Below are 20623 nucleotides of genomic sequence, written 5' to 3'. Positions count from 1 at the left end.
AATTCTCGATTATAAACCTAAATTTAATTTCCGAAATTATATCGAAGCGTAAAACCAGATCGAATGTTCGTTAACGGGAATGATGTTGAAATCACTGCCTTAGAGAACGAATGATCATAATAGAATATTGCCGTAAGGTTTTTACTGAATGAATAATCTGCTGTTAATTTTAATGACCAGATATTTTGTCCGGCCGCTAATTGATTGTTATCATAATCTAAGTAACGAACTAAAGTTTGATTGTTTCTAAATGAAAAATCAGCTTTTATGTTGATGTCACTTTTAATAATTCCTGTTGGATTATCAGCAAGTCTTGATGAAAATATAACGTCTTTAAATCGATATCCTAAACCAACTACATATTCAATCCCTTTAACTTCTGTCAATAAATTATTGTCAAAACTCATTGATAATGCTCTGTCTTTTTTAATTTCAGAAAGAACTCTCAGCGAGCTTTTCAACTCAAAATCCATTCTGATTAACGGGCTGAACTGTTCTACCAAGTTGATATTCGACATAATAATTTTATTGAAGAAATTGGTATTAACGTCCTGCACTGTTGGCGTATCATTATAATCAAAATTTGATCTAAACTGATTGATTGTATACGATGCTCTATAATTATGCTGTAATGAAAAACGCTTGAATTTATCTTTGAAATATTTATAGCGCATTAGCCCATTGTACTTAATACTCCAGTTTGGAATTGGGAAACTTCTAAATATGTCTGTTGACGAATTAGAAGCATCATTTCCTGCGTACGCTGCAAGGAATGACGGCAATAATACAGCCTGGTTACTCTTCGTATATCCTATTGGATATCCTTCATTGGCAGTATAAATTGCATAATTTGGAGCGGTCGGTGCCGGAATTGGATTGTTCACATCTCCATATCTTGGAATCTCAACTCCTGAACCGTAATGCTGCTCTGCCAAACGGTTTGCAATTATTAAACGGTTATTTCTAAAATCATCAAATGCCGCAGACTCGTTTTCGTTGCTAGTTTGAAAAGCTGTTTTTATCAATACTGTCGAAATAGAAAACATTCCATAAGTATAAGGAGACAATGGCATATATTCACGAGTTGTTGGATCAACACTATATTGTTCTGAAGTATTTTCAGAATAAGAACGGTCCATCGATAAATCAACTTTTAAATCTGGCAGTAAATCAATATTAGCCGTAACCTTCAATAGTTTATTAGTAACCTGCGAATAGCTTTGGTTGAAATCCTGATAAGTTGTTAACCATCCGTTTTTAGCGGCTTCGTAACGTACATCATCCTGACTTCCGAAAATAAATCCTAAAGATGGTTTAGACGTTCCTAAGAAACCAATACTTGGCGTATAACCAGGTAAAACAGTTCCGCTGTTTTTGGTATAATTAATCTGTACATTTTTAAGACTTGTTAATACTCCTATTAAGCCATCGTAAAACGGACTGCTGCTTACTACTGGTTTAGCTGTATTTACAATTTTTTCTCCCGGTTTTGGCGGTGCCGTTGGTTTAGGTTTCGCTTGTTTTTTTGCACCAGGAACTAAACCTAAATACTTATACAACGTAGCCATGGTTAAGGTTGTTGTAAGCGTATTTGAGTTCGCATTTTGAATTGTATTTCCTAAATTATAAATAGTACCTGTATTAGGATCTTCGTATTCAGAAAACGCTGTTGATGAACGCTGCCAGTTATAATCTGCCGTATAAGAATAACTCGCTTTTACAAAACTAAAAATTGGAATTTTGTTAATTGGAATCTCATAATTCAAGACCAATTGTTGTGCGTGCTGGTTTGGCGTTCCAATATCGAAGTAATCATCCCAGATATTAAAATCTTCTTTTGGAGTATTATCATCATTTAAGAAGTTTCGAACAATGTTATTTGATGTTGCACTATAATTAAGCTTTAAAGATTTAGTTAAATTAAAACCAAAACCATATTGATAATTAAAGGCAAAATTTCTTCTGTAAAGCGGATCAAGTCCTATACTACCATCTGTTAATTCAACTTCTCTAAACTGCTGACGATTGCTTTGTCTTAAAATATTAGAGTTAAAAGATATATTTGAAGGAAGATAATTAAAGTTGAAATCACTTAGTAATTTCCAGTAATCACTTTTCTTCATGAATTTAGTACTCTTAAACGGAACAACTTCTTTTGGCTGGAAAGTATAAGCATAGTTTACAGCCGAATTTGATTGTTCGTCTTCATAGCTTTCAACTTCATAATCGTGACGTTCTACCTGATTGTACGATTGTGAGAATGTAAAGTTTTCGACATCATAAACATGAGGTTTTTGCTCGGCTGCCCTGTCTTTTCTTACTCCGATAAAGTTGATACTTTTACGTTTTGTATAATCTACAGCACGAGTTCTAATATTGTCTTTTTCTGCCTGATCTGTCGTTTCTCTAATTAATTGATCTAACTTAATATCTTGGTTAAACGGATCATATTCCGGAGTAATTACTTCTTCGCCAATGGCATAATTAAATGGCAGGTTAATTCCCCATTTTTTAGGCAGTAACTTTCCTATGTTTAAATTAGTAACAATGTTATACTGCTGAATATCTTCACGACTGCGTTCGTTTGCTCCCTGCTCTAAAGATCCGAAACCAATTGTACTTTTTCTACCCGTTGCAGAAAGTGTAGCAAGATCGGCCATATTGGTGTCGACATTTAATATCGCTGCCATACCGCCTTTGTTTTCTAAATCAGACATACGAAGTTCGTTAAACCAAACCTCTCCTTTAATATCTTTATGATCTGCCCTACTTTTTACTCCGACCATTAAATTTCGAACTAAACCGAAGTTAGGATTTCCTTTAATACCTAAAGTTAATCTGTCGCTTCCGTCACCACCTTCAGCATCAGGGTCATTATCCGGATAATAAATACCATTGACATCTCTTTTAGTAGAATTGATGTCAATGCTCATCCCTTTGATTTTCATTTTGGTCAGCAATTCGAGCGCCAAATCAATATCATTTTCTTCCATCCAAACCTGATCTGGACTTATGTTACAAGATGCTCCTGTTGGAGTTACTTTTAACGGAATTTCTACTTGATAAAAGTTTTGTGTAAAGTCATTTCCAAAACGAATGAAACCTACCATTTCATCATTTTCAAGTGTGTTTTCACGTGGTAAAGATTCTGCGTGTAAAAACATTTTCAGTTTTTTATACTGACGCATATCGACACTTACGTTTTTGAAAACTGCTCTCGAATCCTGATATTGTAAACCAGAACCCGCAACTCTAACTGCTAATGCCTGTTCGTTTTGATTAATAACCGTGTTGTTATTGTACAACTGTTCTCTTTGTACTCCCGGCGGAATTACATAGTTAACTGGACATTTATTGCTGTTCTCCTGAATGTTTACCGCTGCAACATCAAATTCTACAGTAGAATCTTCTGGTTTTGGGTGATTAACATCTAGTGTTCCTGTGTATCTTCTCCATTCCCCTCTTACTAAATCTAAAGCACCAAAACGTACTGTTGCCTGGCTGCTAAATCCAGTCATGAACATACGCATGAAACGAATAGATCTAAAGTCTGTAATGTTTCCAATAGTGTTTTGCGGCTGAGAAACCGGAATTTTAAACTGAATCCATCTCGCAGTCGTAGTTCCTCCATTTGGTAATTCTATAGGTCCTAAATCACCTGGCTCACGAATGTCTGTAATGTAATTTTGACCAATCTGCATTCCTGGTTTAATATCAATACTATATTCATAATAGGCATTGATTGTACTCATCGTGTTGTCACGGTTAATATCTTCAACATCCGGCAAAGTTGTAGAACCACGATTAGGATCATCGATGCTTACCGCAGAGTTTCCTTCTGTACCGTTATAATTTTTATAGCGCTCTAAAACACCTCCGTCTGTATTTAAATAATAAGTATAATCATCTGCAGCGGGATCTGCCTCGCCTGCATAATTGGTATAAATTTGCCCTTCTTGAGAACTTGGTAAACCATCTAAACCAATATCCTGATTCTTTCTATTATCAGGATTGGTATCAAAAGCATATATTAAAGATTGCGAAGCCGGAACATCACCCCAAAGAGGCCTCGGATTAACCTTAATCTGGTCTGGTCCTAGTCCGTTTTCGTATTGTTTTCTTCCGTCTTTTAAAACATCTTCAGAGATTTCTCCTAAGTTGAAATAAATTTTACCTGTATTATTTGCCGGAGCTTCTGAGTTTCCAACATATGGATCAAGAACCCAAAACTGAATATATTCGACATTTCCCTGCTCAAAATTGGTTGAATTTAAAGCACGCATAATTCCACCAAAATTTGTTGTTGGACTGGTTGTCGCAAAATCAGGATTATTATTATACGGACCTCTTTCAGATGGATAATACGTTAAATCGAGTGTGTTAACAACCTGTATCTGTCCTTGCGCAATATCGGTATTTGGATACAACTCTCGGCTGTAAATTCTTCTTGTTGTATTTAATGATAAATCATCATTTGAGATTCCGGATGGTTTTGAGGTATAAAATACAGGGTCAATTGTATACCAAGATAATTTTGCTCTTTTATAACCGTAACTTAAAGTATTTGAAATTGCATTAAAAGTATTATCTCCATCATTATTAATAAATGGAACAGAAGATAAACTCCATGCATAAGCAGAACGCATATCTATGGTTGACTGCGAACCTTCAAAATCGTCAACATAAATTGTTGCTTCTCCTTCAAAATCACTGGCTTTTGGCGCATCTGGTTTTAAAAATGCAATTTCACCACGAATAGATAAATTCGAAGGAACATCTGTATCAACATTTGGAAGCTTGTTTGCTAATCTGGTTAAGAATGGAACTTCTGTTGAATAGTTTCCGTTGAATCCAAAAATAGTATTGTTTACAGATTCCTGACCATAACTTGATTTTTGAGTAAATGGTCTTTCTGTCATTTTTAAGAAAGTTCCACCTACTACAAATTTATCCGAAATTTTATGCTCTACGTTTAATCCCATAAATCTTCGAGTCTGCTGTCCGAAGATGGAGTTATTTTCTAACGAAACTTCAATTGGTGTATTTGATGCTTGTAATGAAGGATCAAGAATTTGAACCCTTCCTAATTGATAATCGACACTATAGTCGATTCCTTCAACCAGAACTCTTCCGGCTGCTGTAACGACAACAGAACCTTGCGGTACATTGAATGCTCCAATAGGAATTCCGTTACTTCCAGATGATTTGTATTTTCCTCTTAATAAGAATTTGTTTTTATCACTATCCTGCAATGCACCCGCTTGTGTATTTCGGTACATATTTCTAAACACGTACTTCTGCTGGTTTGCATTATAAGTTGATGGATCGTTATAATTCTGACCTCCATCTTTTAATTTGTCAAATATAAGTTCCCCAAAAGGCTCTTTTGTGGTAAATATGATTCGTCCGTTTTGAACATCGACCGTAACACCCGGAATATAATCGAAGAAACCATCTCCTCCAGCTTGCGGATCGTTATTATAATTTAAACGATCTAAGTTGAAAACATTTAATAATGGGGTATTTTCTACCTTCATATCCGATGTTGGGTTTGAAGGAAAACTTGATCCCTGAACCGGCGTAATATAATTTATTGGCGAAGGGTCTGTGTAAAGAATATTTAACCTGAAATCGTCTTGTTTAATTTGATATGCTTGTGGAATTTGATAAACGTTTTTCATCATCAGGTTCCAAACCGGATTTTGAACGTTTGTCAAATTACTTTTCAGCATTTTTAAAACTAAACTCTGCGTAATAATTGCCTGATTTGCGTTGTTATTTCCTGTTACAACTGTTCCATCAACACCATCACTACCAAATTCTCCAACCTGATACACTTTTCCTCCAATTGTATATTCGAAGGCAACGGCAAGAATTTCATCATTTGCCAAACGCTGCTGCAAAGAAAGATATCCTAACTGTGGATTAAATGTATATTCTGCCGTGGTTAATTTTCTGGCATTTTCTAAAACAGAATAATCTGTTGCTTCACTTACGTTTGTATTGTTGAACCCTGCTTTTGCGGTTACAATTTCTCTAATTTTAGAATTCAGGAAAGAACTTGCCTGACCTATTGTTGCCGGATCGTACTTATTGTTATTGTTATCCGTTGGCGAATCTATAGGATTATTGAAAAATCCTGTAGTTGAACCAATAACTACAACTTGATTATCTGGAATTCCTGTAATTTGAGCTTCACCTAAATCCTGAAGCGCAATAATGTTCCTCAGGTTATTATTATTTGTGCTTACACGATTTTGTTTATTGGTTACCCAAACTTCTAATCTTGTAATCTGCACACGGCTGTCAATAAATGGATATTTTTTTAATGATGCATCGTACTTATTTCTAAAGTACTGAGATAAGAAAAAGTGACGATCGCTATCGTAGTCTAAAGCATATAAATCAAAGTTTTGAACCGTTCCTCCGTTTTCTGCAACTACACTTTTTGTTTGTGATTTTTGTTCGGAGAAAACCCCTGTAATGGTTGTTTTTCCAAATTGCAATTGTGCTTTTACCCCAAATAAACTTTGTGCTCCACGTATTAGCGTACTATTCAGCGGCATGCTCACGTTACCTACTTCTACTTTTTGAATAATATCATCTTCTGAAGGAGTATACGCTAACTTAAATAAGTTTTGAAATGCAAATGTTGATTGGGTATCATAATTGGCATTTACTTCTAATCTGGTTCCTACTTTCCCCATTAAACTCATACTGATACGCTGATCAAAATCGAATGTAAGACTTGATCTGTTTCGAGGTGAGAATGAAGGGTTGTCTTGTTTGGTGTAACGAACACCTAAATCCATTTCGACAGAACCTGTAGGTTTTACATCAATAGTATTACTTCCAAAAACGCTTTCGAAAAGACTTGAATTGATATAGTATCTTGGCAATAAGTCTTTTTTAGCAGCTTCGGCCCCGGTTTTTTTACCGTCGATTGCATCCGCCTTTTTTCTAAAATAATCTCTTCGTGATTCTTTTAGAACTAAATCTTCATATTCTTTAGGAGTTAAAACAATAGGATAATCGATTGAAAAACCATCAACCGAACTGGTGTAAATATATCGATCTGTAATGGGATCGTATTTATAAGCCGAAAGTATGCTTGGAGGATTATCGATCTCGAGCTTCCCTACAGAAAACTGAGTTTTAGTTGTATCTTGAACCGCCGGATTTACTTGTGATCGTATAACATTACCACAAAATAAAACCAGTAAAAAAATACAAATTTTACGCATACAATTGGTTATAAAAAATTGGTTTTATAAGCTTTTTAAAGCCTTTTTGATGATCGTTTCTACAGTAGCTTCCGGATCTTCTTTGACGATCTTTTCTACTACTTTTTCTGAAGTTTTTCGAACGAAACCTAAAACTTCCAAAGCAGATAACGCTTCATCTCGATTTGTATTGTTTTGAACTACTGAAACTTCATCCAAATCGTACAACTTTAACACTTTTTCCTTCAAATCCAGTATTACTCGCTGTGCAGTTTTATTTCCTATTCCTTTTATGGATTGAATTAAACCAACATCTCCTGAGGCAATTGCATTAATAATTTGTCTTGGTTCTATTGAAGAAAGCATTGTTCGTGCAATGTTTGCCCCAATTCCCGATACAGACAAAAGCATTCTAAATATTTCTCGCTCAGATTTTTCTACAAATCCGAATAAAGTATGCGCATCTTCTTTGATTTGAAGATGCGTATACAATTTTATAAAATCAGCATTAGGGATTAATGAAAAAGTATGTAACGAAATATTTACGTGGTATCCTACTCCACCGCAATCAATTACAACTTCTGTGGGATTTTTTTCAACTAATTTCCCCTGCAAATGTGCTATCATAGTATTATTAATAAGTATCAAATATAATAAAAATGCAATAAAAATAAGACAATATTATTTGATCCTTATTTAATGCTGCTATTGAGCCAATTTATTTTTTTTATTTTCTTTTTCCTGAGCGTCGATAACAGCGATTGCTGCCATGTTTACCATTTCTTCAACGCTTGCTCCTAATTGAAAAATGTGAACTGGTTTATTCAATCCCATCATAATTGGTCCAATAGAAGCTGATTTATTCAACTCTTTCATCAACTTATAAGTGATATTTGCTGACTCTAAGTTAGGGAATATCAGTGTATTTACTTTCTTTCCTGCTAATTTAGAAAAAGGGAATTTCTCCTGAAGCATTTCTGAATTTAAAGCAAAGTCTGCCTGAATTTCACCATCTACGACCATCTCAGGGTGATTTTTATGCAAATACGCCACAGCATCTCTTACTTTTGAAGCATTTTGATGTGATGATGAACCAAAGTTTGAATACGAAACCATTGCAATAACAGGTTCAATTCCGAACATTTTTGCTGTTTTAGCAGTCATCAAGGCAATGTTCACTAAATCTTCAGAAGATGGGTTAATGTTTATTGCCGTATCTGATAAAAACATTGGCCCGCGAGACGTTAACATCATGTTTGCTGTTGCCACAAGTGAAGCTCCGTGTGCTTTTTCAATTAATTGAAGCATTGGTTTTACTACGCTTGGGTAACTTCTTGAGTACCCAGTAACAAGAGCATCTGCTTCGCCTTCGTTTACCATCATGGCTGCGAAATAGTTTCTTTCGCGCATGAATTTTTGAGCATCAAGCAATGAAACCCCTCTGCGTTCTCTTGTTTCCCAGTATGAAGCTGCAAATCTGTTACGTCTTTCTTCTTCTTCGTTTGTTTTAGGATCAATGATTTCTAATTCAGCATCAAAACCTAATTCTTCTTTTAATTCTAAAATAGTCTCTCTACTTCCTAATAAAACTGGGATACCAATTCCGTCTTCGTGTACAATTTGTGCTGCTTTTAATACATTTAACTGATCTGCCTCAGCAAAAACAATACGTTTAGGATCTAATTTAGCACGGTTTGTAATTAAACGTACCATTTTATTATCATTACCCATACGTTCGCGAAGCTTATCTTCATAAGCAGCCCAGTCTGTAATAGGATTTTTTGCTACTCCAGATTCCATTGCTGCTTTTGCAACAGCAGGTGCTACAACGGTAATTAATCTTGGGTCGAATGGTTTTGGGATGATATATTCTTGTCCGAAACCTAATTTTGTTGCTCCGTAAGCTACGTTAACCTGTTCTGGAACTGGTTCTTTTGCTAAAATAGCTAATGCTTTTACAGCGGCCATTTTCATAGCTTCGTTAATTTTTGTAGCACGTACATCTAACGCTCCTCTAAAAATGTAAGGAAATCCTAAAACGTTATTTACCTGATTAGGAAAATCAGAACGGCCTGTAGCCATAATAACATCTTTACGAGTTTCTACAGCTAAATTATAATCGATTTCCGGATTTGGATTTGCCATTGCAAAAACAATCGGGTTATCTTTCATTGTCAATAACATTTCTGGCGAAAGAATATCTCCAGATGATAATCCGATGAAAACGTCAGCTCCTTTTACAGCTTCTGCTAATTCAATTTTTGGACCGTCGATTGCATATTTTAATTGTAAGTCTGATAATGAAGGATTGTCTTTTGTTAAAAGTCCTTTACTATTATACATTAAAACATTCTCCACTTTCACACCTAATAATACGTATAAATCTGTACAAGCAATTGCTGCAGATCCTGCTCCGGAAACTACTACTTTTACATCTTCGGCTTTTTTTCCTGCTAATTCAAGCGCGTTGATTAAAGCTGCAGAAGAAATAATTGCAGTTCCGTGCTGGTCATCGTGCATTACCGGAATATCTAATTCTTCTATTAATCTTCTTTCGATTTCAAAGGATTCCGGTGCTTTGATATCTTCAAGATTAATACCTCCAAAAGTTGGAGCAATATTTTTTACAGTCTGAATAAATTCTTCAACGTCTTTTGTACCAACTTCGATATCAAAAACGTCAATATCAGAGAATATTTTAAACAACAAACCTTTTCCTTCCATTACAGGTTTTCCTGCTTCCGGGCCTATGTCTCCAAGACCTAAAACAGCTGTACCGTTTGAGATTACGGCTACTAAATTTCCTTTTGCTGTGTATTTGTAAACATCATCAATGTTTTCTGCAATTGCTAAACAAGGCTCAGCAACTCCTGGCGAATAAGCCAGCGATAAATCTCTTTGGGTTGCATATTTTTTTGTTGGAACTACCTGAATTTTTCCTGGAGTTGGCTCTGAGTGATACAGTAACGCCTCTCTTTTTTTACTCTCTTTGTTCATTATTTTAGCTTTTATTCTAGCTTACAAAGATATAAGTCTTAGTTTTAAAATGGGGCGTTTTGGTTCTTTCTTTTGTTAAAATATCAAAATCGAGAAGTCAAAAAAAATAGTCCGAGCTGTATCGGACTATTGAAAAAAGTATTTTAATAAGCGTATTTACTGTGATATGTAAGAGTTTAAGTGATTAATAGTGTCTTTTTGAATTTCGATAATTGCCTTAACAACATCGCTAATTGAAATAATTCCCACTACTGTTCCATCTTCTAAAACAGGAAGATGTCTGATTCTTTTTGAACTCATGAGTTCCATGCAGTCTTCGATATTATTTGAAAGCAGTACCGAGAAAACATTGCTTTCCATAATTTCATGTACAAAAGTTTCTTTTGAAGATTTGTCTTTTAAAACAATTTTTCGAGCATAATCCCTCTCAGACAAAATTCCTTTTAAATCGTTTCCGTCAATAACAAGAATGGCGCCTATATTTTTATCGCCCATTACTTTTAAGGCTTCAAAAACGGTTGTTGTTGAACGTACGGAATATACATTCCTTCCTTTTGCATTAAGTATTTGATGTACAGTCATATCTGAAAAATTTTAGATTTATAAAGTTAAAATAAAAACAAATACGATGCGCAACGAAATCGATTTTTTAAAATCCCAACTTGTTCATTTTAAACAAAATACACAAAAATTGGAATTTTCAAAATTATACGCTAAAGAAAGAAAAGATTTACAAAGTTTTTTTGTAGAAAAATAGTTTTTTTAACGTTTTTAAGTATTGGTTATAAAATATGAATTTCATTATATATTCCTGTTTTTGTCGACGAACAAATGTCCCCATGGGACAAAATGCATGTTGGATATTTTTTTTTGCTACCGACCAGTCACTCCTAACGGAGTGTTTCGTAGAAATTAAATATTAGATGAAATTCATTAGAAGTTAAATATCTGTAAAATCAGATGTTACAATTTGTATGGAATACTCCGTTAGGAGTAACTGGTTGGTAGAAAAAATGAAATCATTCATCCAATAATTTCCCGTAGGGAGATATGAAACAATATTATAAGTATAGTCTCTACGAGACAAAATGTACGACGATATTTTACAATAGCTACCGATATATAATTTCTACGAAATATTAAATGATGACAAAACCGAATATAAATCTTTAGGAAATACTCCATTAGGAGTTAAATATCGGTAGAAAAAGAAAATACACCCATCCAAATATATCCCGTAGGGATTATATAAAAAACAATATGAAATGTTATAGTCTCTACGAGACAAAATACATGGCGATATTTTACAATAGCTACCGATATGTAATTTCTACGAAATATTAAATGATAGCAAAACCGAATATAAAATTTTTAGGGATACTCCGTTAGGAGTTATATATCGGTAGAAAAAAAGAAATCCCAATCCAAAAATATCCCGTAGGGATTACATAAAATCTCAAAAACTTATGAACCCGACATATATGTCGTCGTTTCTTTTTTTACATTTTAATAAATTTGGTTTTGAAAAAAAATAGGAAAAATTTTACATTACATATTATCGTATGTTAAAAATAATAATTAGAAAACGCACCTTGCAGAAAATAAAACAACGTCATCAGAAGAATTAAAAAAGTTTAAATATGTAACTATTTACAATTAAAAATATCCTATCATGGAAACGAATGAAATTAAAAATTTAGAACGATTAGAAAAATTAACTGCCTTATATTTTCGTACCCTAAAACCAGCTAATGATAAAACAGAAAATAATGTCGCTCAAATTAAATTTTCAAATTATTTTGAACTTGGCTGTGTTATAACCAATATGTTAAAAATGTGCATTTTGACATTAGACCAACAAGCAGATAAAATTTCGGAAATAAATAAAAATCCAGTTAATGTATCTCTAATTTTAGAAACCGTTTTAGAAATGTTTCCTTTAGATGAATTTGAGTTTTTAAGTGAAATTAGCGACATGTTTATTCCGAAAAATAACAATATCAATTCATAAATAAAAAGCCCTTTTCTGGATTTGAAAAGGGCTTTTTTTATATTATAAAATTACATACTTGTAATTATAAATTCGCTTCGTCTGTTTTGCTGATGTTCTTTCTCAGTACATTTTACACCATCGGCACAATTATTTACCAGCTGAGTTTCTCCGTATCCTTTTGCTGTTAAACGGCTTGGATCAATTCCTCTTTGTTCCAGCCAGTTTTTTGAAGATTGTGCTCTTTTATCTGATAAAATTTGATTGCTTTCTGATGATGAACGGCTGTCTGTATGCGAACGAATATCAATTTTTATGTTTGGATATTGTTTTAGTATATCAACGATTTTTTGCAGTTTAGGTTCAGATTCTTTTTTAATTGTTGCTTTACCTAAATCGAAAAAGTTCATTGGTATGTTTAAAAGTTTTACCAAATCGGTTCCTATTGTAATGTTAACTTTAACTGGTTTGATAGAGTTTCCTTTTATTACAACCGGCATTGCTTTTACAATTGGTTTTGGTTTTTGTTCTAAAGCTATTGGCAGCGTAGTTGAACCTGTTGCTTTTTTTAGTGCAATAGAAACTTCTTTAAACAAATAATCTTCTTTTGATGTTTTGATGAAATATTTTTTCCCGCATCTTACATCGGCGAAAGCATAATTTCCGTTTGCATCTGATTTTGTTTCAACAGCAGTTTTACCAGCTTCATCAAATAAAATCAAATTAACATTTGAAAGCGGTTCGTTTGTTTCCTGATCTGTAACGATTCCTGATAATTGCTGCTCACAGATTAGTCTGCGGTTTTCTGTGAAACGATAAATATCATCAAGTCCGTGGCCGTTTACTCTGTTTGAAGAGAAAAAACCGTTTCTGTTTTTACTATTAATTATAAAAGCAAAATCGTCTTGTTTACTATTTACTGGTTCTCCAACATTTAGTACTTCATCAAATACACCTTCTTTCGTTATTCTTGAAACATAAATATCAAGTCCGCCTAAACCTGGTCTTCCGTCGCTGGCAAAATAAAGTTCGTTTTCATCTGAAATAAAAGGAAACGTTTCTCTTCCTTCTGTATTAATTTCAGGTCCTAAATTTTCTGGTGTTCCAAAAGTTCCATCAGCAGCTATACTTACTTTGAATATATCCGAAAGGCCGAATGTTCCCGGCATATCTGATGCAAAATATAATGTTTTTTCATCAGGACTTAAGGCTGGATGCGCCACGCTGTATTCGTCACTATTAAAAGGAAGTTCCTGAACTTCTTTCCATTCGTTATCAATTAAAACTGCTTTATAAAGTTTTAAAAGTGTAATGTTCTTTTCGTTTTGTCTTCTTTTACCGTTTACAGAATTGTTTCTGGTAAAATACATGGTTCGTCCGTCTTTTGTAAAAACCGGAGTCGATTGATTGAAGTTTACTTTTAAATTCTTTTTGTGAAATAATACTGGTTTTTCGATACTTCCGTCAGCATTTAACTCTACTGTATATAATGTAGAAATGGCTTTGTTTGTCCATTTAAAATTCTTTTTGATGATCGCACCCGTATCTCTTGCAGATGTAAATACTAATTTATTGTCTAAAATTGTACTTCCGTAATCTGAATCTTTTGAGTTAACTCCGGCATCAGCAATATCAAATCGGCCTGAATTTGCTTTGATATCTTCCAGGTAACTTTTGTTCTTTAAAAACAAAATGGCTCTTTTATCTGAAGGTGCTTTTTGGCTGAATTTTTCTAAAACTTCATCGGCTTTACGATAACTCCCAATTGATTTTAAGCATTGAGAATATTTGTACATATACTCCGCTTCCTGATTTTCATTTAAATTGAATAGTTCCTGATAGTAGTTTAGGGCTTCTTCTAATTCTCCTATGAAATAGTAGGAATTACCAAGTCTTTGAAATATTCTTTCTTCTTTAACTCCTTTTTTTACTAAACTTTCGTACGCTTTTATAGCATCCGCGTAAGCGTAATTATCATATTTTTGATCTGCATTTTTTATACTGGCAGTTTGTGCATTTGCATTGATGAAAAGGCAAAAGAACAAAAAGGAATAAATTAAATTTTTCATCTTCATATTTAAATATTAAAAGAATCTTGGTGAAGTTAGTTTGCTGTAGTTATTGAAGAAATCAAAACGAAGGAAAATTTCATGTGATCCTGAATTGTATTTTTGTAAACGTGTGGTTTCATGATCGTAACCGTATCCTATATACATTCCTCTTGTAACCTGAAAACCTGCCATTGCACTTACAGATGCACTCCAACGGTAAGCAAGACCTACAACAAATTTATTTTTAAACATAAAATTTCCTGAAACGTCTACCTGCAAAGGTGCGCCTTCTACCATTTTTGTTAACAATGCCGGTTTGAATTTTATGTATTCTAAACGATCTAAATTGAAAACATAACCTGCCATGAAATAGTAGTTAATTTTTTCTTTGAATATGGCAACATCGTTATCATCGTATCTGTTTGTTTCGATAAAATTTGGAACTGATAATCCTAAATAAGCACGATCTGAATGCCAGTAAATTCCGGCTCCAATATTTGGTGTAAACTTGTTTCTTAAATCCTGAAACATTTCATCATTTTGATCTTCGTAGCTTAATTTACTTGCATCAAGATTAAAAAGATTGGCTGTTGCTTTAATACCAAATGAAAGTTGAAATGATTCTGAAGTTGGAACGCTATAAGACAAATCTGCCGATAAAGTGTTTTCAGTCGTTGGTCCAATTTTATCATTTACCAGCGAAACCCCTAATCCTAATTTACTATTGTCCAGAGGTGTATTTACAGAAAAAGTACTTGTTACCGGTGCTCCCTCAAGACCAACCCATTGTGTACGGTATAAACCGAAAGCACTTAATACGCCGCGCGAACCTGCATATGCCGGATTGATTTCGATTGTATTATACATATATTGTGTGAATTGAGAATCTTGCTGAGCAGAACACACAATTGTAAAAAACATGAAAATTAAGCCTAATTTTTTCATTTATAAGAGTTTTAAAAACGGCTTAGCTTGTACTAAGCCGTTTGTAATTTTTATTTATTGATATATAAATAACCTGATTTTTCGTGAGGGTTTGAACCGCTGTCTTTATATTTTAGAATATAGAAATAGGTTCCTACTGGCAATCCTTCTGATTGTTTCATAGTTGTACGCCCTTCTGAATATCCTTTAAATACTCTGTCTTCATTGTTGTATCCAGATTTTTCGAAAACCAATACTCCCCAACGGTTGTAGATTTCTACTGTATTATCTGGGTAGCATTCTATTCCCTGAATGTAGAATCGCTCATTTTTACCATCTCCATTTGGAGAGAAACCTTTCTTAACATCAATTTCACAACCATTTAATGTTATCACTGTAGGTTTGTCTCCATTTATTCCATCATTATCTGAAAGATCTTCAACTACTACTCCTTTTCCACTGCTTCCTTTAACACTTGCCTGATTTGTAACTTTTCCGTTATTAATATCGGTTTGTGTTATTTTATAAACTGCTGTAAAGTTTGTATCGTTTGATTCGCCAACTGCTAAGCTGATAGCTTGTCCTGAAACGATTACTCCCGGCAGTGGATCTGAAATTGTAATTCCTGTTAACGGTACATTTCCTGTGTTTGTTACTTCAAATTTGTATGTAATTGTTTCGCCTGCATTTGCAATGTCGTTATGATTATCATCATTGAAGACTGCTGTTTTAACAATTGCAATTCCCGGAACTTCTACAAAAACTGTCAATGTTGCTGTAGCACAATTTGTAGTCGTTGCTGCTTTTTCACAAATTTGATATGTAATTTGATACGTTCTGCCTGGTGTATTTGGTTTTACATTTACGGTTCCGTCTGCATTAAATTCAAAATTGTTATCACCAGATGTGTTTGTAATAGTAACATCTGCAGGATTAATTGCTAATCCGTCTAATAAATCATTATCCAGAACATTTATGAATTCAAGAGAACCATTAATTCCATCAACCGATATTACTCCGTCATTGTTTGCAACAATTGGTTTTGTTGGTGTAACTGGAATAACTGTATTCAAGACTTCAATAGTTACAACTGCCTGACTGCAATTAGATGAACTTAAAGCATCGCATATTTGATACGTCAAATGATACGTTCCTGTTGGTGTTCCAGCTTTAATACCAATTGTACCATCTGCATTTAAAGTTAAATTAGCATCTGGAGTAACTGTACTTAAAATTACGTTTGCTGGAATAACTGCTGCTCCGTTATGTGTATCATTGTTAAATACATTTATACTAGGAGTTTCTCCTTTGCTTACATCGATTGGTCCTGCTGTATCATTATTTGCCTGGATAGCAAAAGTTGGTCTTGCATTACAATCTCCTGTAGCTGCCGGGTAATTTACCGGCACGCTAACTGTTGGATTTAATGAGAATACCATTGTAACACCTGGTCTTGTTTTCTCAAATCCATCAGCACCTTCTGTCCATTGACCGTTTGTATTTATCCATCCCGGCCAGTCTACTCCGTTTCCGCTGCCATCGATTACTGCACCCGGCCATAAAATATTTCCGCTTAATGGTAAGTTAGTTTGAGTCGCCACTACATTATTTGCACTATCAACCCATTGAATTGTTAACAAATTAGTAGGTGTGAAATTATCTGCTACAACATTATATGTCACATAAGGAACGTTATTCAAGCAATAACTGCTTGCTGTTACTGTCATTGTTGGTTCATCAACTGTTACTTTAATCGAAGCCGAACTACAATTTGTTGGATTCAGTTTTTCACAAATTTGATAAGTCAATTCATATGTTCCTCTTGGTGCATTTGCTACCAATGTTACTGTTCCGTCAGGGTTCAATGTTAAGAATCCTGTTGGATCTGGAGTTACAATTGAAAGGTTCATATCATTTGCAACAACTGGTAATCCGTTGTTAGTATCATTATCAAAAACATTAATAATGGTTTGCGGATGATTTACTCCAACTACTGATCCTACTACATCATCAATCGCTTGTAATAGTGCTCCACTAATTACCACAACTTTTGAGATTACAGTATCACAGTTTGTTGGGTTGCTCACCTCACAGATGCTGTATGTAACATCGTAAGTTCCTGCTGGTGTATTTGGTGCAACCGTTACTGTTCCGTCTGCGTTTAATGTTAATCCTGTCGGAAGCGTTCCTACTGCTGTCAATGTTACCTGACCTGCTGAAGTGCCGATCACAGCCGGGTTTCCGTTTAACGTATCGTTATTTATTAATGATACTGTTGTGCCTCCAAGGTTTCCGTTAATCGCTGCTGTAGTTTCAGTTACGGCATCAATTACCGGTGTTGGTGCCGGTGCCCCTACTGTTACACTTACGGTGTTTGAACTGCAGTTTGATGGGTTTAGCTTCTCACAGATGGTGTAAGTCAACTGATAAGTACCTGCCGGAGCATTTGCACCTAATGTTAAACTTCCGTCTGGATTTAGAACTAAATATCCTGTCGGGTCTGCAGTAGTTGTTGTCAGATTTACATCTGATGGAACTAATGCTGTTCCATTTTTAGTATCATTATCAAATACATTTAATGGTAATGTCTGAGGTGCGTTTGTTGATGTAACTGATCCGATAACATCGGTATTAGCTACTAATACTCCACCCGTTACCACAACTTTTGAGATTACGGTATCACAATTTGTTGGATTTGTAATTTCACAAATGCTGTATGTTACATCGTAAGTTCCTGCCGGTGTATTTGGCGCAACTGTTACGGTTCCGTCTGCGTTTAATGTTAATCCTGTCGGAAGCGTTCCTACTGCAGTCAATGTTACCTGACCTGCTGAAGTACCAATTACAGCCGGGTTTCCGTTTAACGTATCGTTATTTATTAATGATACTGTTGTGCCTCCAATGTTTCCGTTAATAGCCGCTGTAGTTTCTGTTACTGCATCAATTACCGGTGTTGGTGTTGGTGCCCCTACTGTTACACTTACTGTGTTTGAACTGCAGTTTGATGGGTTTAGTTTCTCACAGATTGTATAAGTCAACTGATAAGTACCTGCCGGAGCATTTGCACCTAATGTTAAACTTCCGTCCGGATTTAGAACTAAATATCCTGTCGGGTCTGCAGTAGTTGTTGTCAGATTTACATCTGATGGAACTAATGCTGTTCCATTTTTAGTATCATTATCAAATACATTTAATGGTAATGTCTGAGGTGCGTTTGTTGATGTAACTGATCCGATAACATCGGTATTAGCTACTAATACTCCACCCGTTACCACAACTTTTGAGATTACGGTATCACAATTTGTTGGATTTGTAATTTCACAAATGCTGTATGTTACATCGTAAGTTCCTGCCGGTGTATTTGGTGCAACGGTTACTGTTCCGTCTGCATTTAGTGTTAATCCTGTTGGAAGCGTTCCTACTGCAGTCAATGTTACCTGACCTGCTGAAGTGCCGATCACAGCCGGGTTTCCGTTTAACGTATCGTTATTTATTAATGATACTGTTGTGCCTCCAAGGTTTCCGTTAATGGCTGCCGTAGTTTCTGTAACTGCATCAATTACCGGTGTTGGTGTTGGTGATCCTACAGTTACACTTACTGTGTTTGAACTGCAGTTTGATGGGTTTAGCTTCTCACAGATGGTGTAAGTCAACTGATAAGTACCTGCCGGAGCATTTGCACCTAATGTTAAACTTCCGTCTGGATTTAGAACTAAATATCCTGTCGGGTCTGCAGTAGTCGTAGTCAGATTTACATCTGATGGAACTAATGCTGTTCCATTTTTAGTATCGTTATCAAATACATTTAATGGTAATGTCTGAGGTGCGTTTGTTGATGTAACTGATCCGATAACATCGGTATTAGCTACTAATACTCCACCCGTTACCACAACTTTTGAGATTACGGTATCACAATTTGTTGGATTTGTAATTTCACAAATGCTGTATGTTACATCGTAAGTTCCTGCCGGTGTATTTGGTGCAACGGTTACTGTTCCGTCTGCATTTAGTGTTAATCCTGTTGGAAGCGTTCCTACTGCAGTCAATGTTACCTGACCTGCTGAAGTGCCGATCACAGCCGGGTTTCCGTTTAACGTATCGTTAGTTATTAATGATACTGTTGTGCCTCCAAGGTTTCCGTTAATGGCTGCCGTAGTTTCTGTAACTGCATCAATTACCGGTGTTGGTGTTGGTGATCCTACAGTTACACTTACTGTGTTTGAACTGCAGTTTGATGGGTTTAGCTTCTCACAGATGGTGTAAGTCAACTGATAAGTACCTGCCGGAGCATTTGCACCTAATGTTAAACTTCCGTCTGGATTTAGAACTAAATATCCTGTCGGGTCTGCAGTAGTCGTAGTCAGATTTACATCTGATGGAACTAATGCTGTTCCATTTTTAGTATCGTTATCAAATACATTTAATGGTAATGTCTGAGGTGTGTTTGAAGCTGTAACTGATCCGATAACATCGGTATTAGCTACTAATACTCCGCCTGTCACCACAACTTTTGAGATTACGGTATCACAGTTTGTCGGGTTAGTAACCTCACAGATGCTGTATGTAACATCGTAAGTTCCTGCCGGTGTATTTGGTGCAACGGTTACTGTTCCGTCTGCATTTAGTGTTAATCCTGTTGGAAGAGCACCTACTGCGGTCAATGTTACCTGACCTGCTGAACTGCCGATTACAACCGGGTTTCCGTTTAACGTATCATTTGCTGTTAAGGCTGCTGTTATACCGCCTGTGTTTCCGTTGATAGATGCCGTGGTTTCTGTTACCGCATCGATTACCGCTGCCCCAACCACAACTTTTGAAGTTACAGTATCACAATTTGTCGGGTTGCTGATCTCACAGATAGTGTATGTAACATCATAAATATCTGCTTTTGTATTTGGTGCAACAGTTACTGTTCCGTCTGCATTTAAGGTTAATCCTGCTGGAAGTGTTCCTACTGCAGTAAGGGTTACCTGACCTGCTGAACTGCCGATTACAACCGGGTTTCCGTTTAACGTATCATTTGCTGTTAAGGCTGCTGTTATACCGCCTGTGTTTCCGTTGATAGATGCCGTGGTTTCTGTTACCGCATCGATTACCGCTGCCCCAACCACAACTTTTGAAGTTACAGTATCACAATTTGTCGGGTTGCTGATCTCACAGATAGTGTATGTAACATCATAAATATCTGCTTTTGTATTTGGTGCAACAGTTACTGTTCCGTCTGCGTTTAATGTTAATCCTGCCGGAAGTGTTCCTACTGCAGTCAATGTTACCTGACCTGCTGAACTGCCGATTACAACCGGGTTTCCGTTTAAAGTATCATTTGCTGTTAAGGCTGCTGTTATACCGCCTGTGTTTCCGTTGATAGATGCCGTGGTTTCTGTTACCGCATCGATTACCGCTGCCCCAACCACAACTTTTGAAGTTACAGTATCACA

At 35.4% G+C, this 20623-nt stretch carries 8 protein-coding genes; 1 reads left to right on the top strand and 7 read right to left on the bottom strand.

Annotated elements, in window-relative coordinates; translation table 11 throughout:
• Positions 1-23: 23 nt before the first annotated feature.
• From sprA to J2Y38_RS21720, 4 genes are all read right to left on the bottom strand, one after another.
• Positions 24-7244 carry a cell surface protein SprA gene (gene sprA / locus J2Y38_RS21735; RefSeq protein ID WP_309846791.1) on the bottom strand — a complete coding sequence of 2407 codons (7221 nt, stop codon included), beginning with the start codon at positions 7242-7244 and terminating at the stop codon, positions 24-26.
• Positions 7245-7268: 24 nt separating this feature from the next.
• Positions 7269-7850: a Holliday junction branch migration protein RuvA gene (ruvA, locus tag J2Y38_RS21730; RefSeq protein ID WP_053471666.1), complete on the bottom strand. Its 582-nt coding sequence runs from the start codon at positions 7848-7850 to the stop codon at positions 7269-7271.
• 78 nt (positions 7851-7928) lie between these two features.
• Positions 7929-10220 carry an NADP-dependent malic enzyme gene (locus J2Y38_RS21725; RefSeq protein ID WP_309846788.1) on the bottom strand — a complete coding sequence of 764 codons (2292 nt, stop codon included), beginning with the start codon at positions 10218-10220 and terminating at the stop codon, positions 7929-7931.
• A 156-nt stretch (positions 10221-10376) separates the two neighbouring features.
• The gene (locus tag J2Y38_RS21720) at positions 10377-10802 is read right to left on the bottom strand and encodes a CBS domain-containing protein (RefSeq protein WP_053471668.1); all 426 of its coding nucleotides are present in this window, start codon (positions 10800-10802) and stop codon (positions 10377-10379) included.
• Positions 10803-11892: 1090 nt separating this feature from the next.
• Here J2Y38_RS21720 and J2Y38_RS21715 point away from each other — a divergent pair.
• Positions 11893-12231 (top strand): hypothetical protein, encoded by a 339-nt coding sequence (locus J2Y38_RS21715; RefSeq protein ID WP_309846785.1) that lies wholly within the window; start codon positions 11893-11895, stop codon positions 12229-12231.
• Positions 12232-12281: 50 nt separating this feature from the next.
• Here the strand turns inward: J2Y38_RS21715 and J2Y38_RS21710 are convergent, their stop codons facing one another.
• The 3 genes from J2Y38_RS21710 to J2Y38_RS21700 all read right to left on the bottom strand — a co-directional run.
• Positions 12282-14285, bottom strand: a complete 2004-nt coding sequence (locus tag J2Y38_RS21710; RefSeq protein ID WP_309846783.1) for an OmpA family protein — start codon at positions 14283-14285, stop codon at positions 12282-12284.
• A gap of 9 nt (positions 14286-14294) precedes the next feature.
• Complete coding sequence (locus tag J2Y38_RS21705) at positions 14295-15206, bottom strand: type IX secretion system membrane protein PorP/SprF (protein WP_309846782.1); 912 nt, start codon at positions 15204-15206, stop codon at positions 14295-14297.
• A 50-nt stretch (positions 15207-15256) separates the two neighbouring features.
• Positions 15257-20623, bottom strand: a 5367-nt coding sequence (locus J2Y38_RS21700; protein WP_309846780.1) for a gliding motility-associated C-terminal domain-containing protein, incomplete at its 5' end; no start/stop codon positions are given.

This window comes from Flavobacterium sp. 2755, assembly GCF_031455715.1.
GTDB lineage: Bacteria > Bacteroidota > Bacteroidia > Flavobacteriales > Flavobacteriaceae > Flavobacterium.
This window is presented reverse-complemented; position numbering and strand designations above follow the sequence as displayed.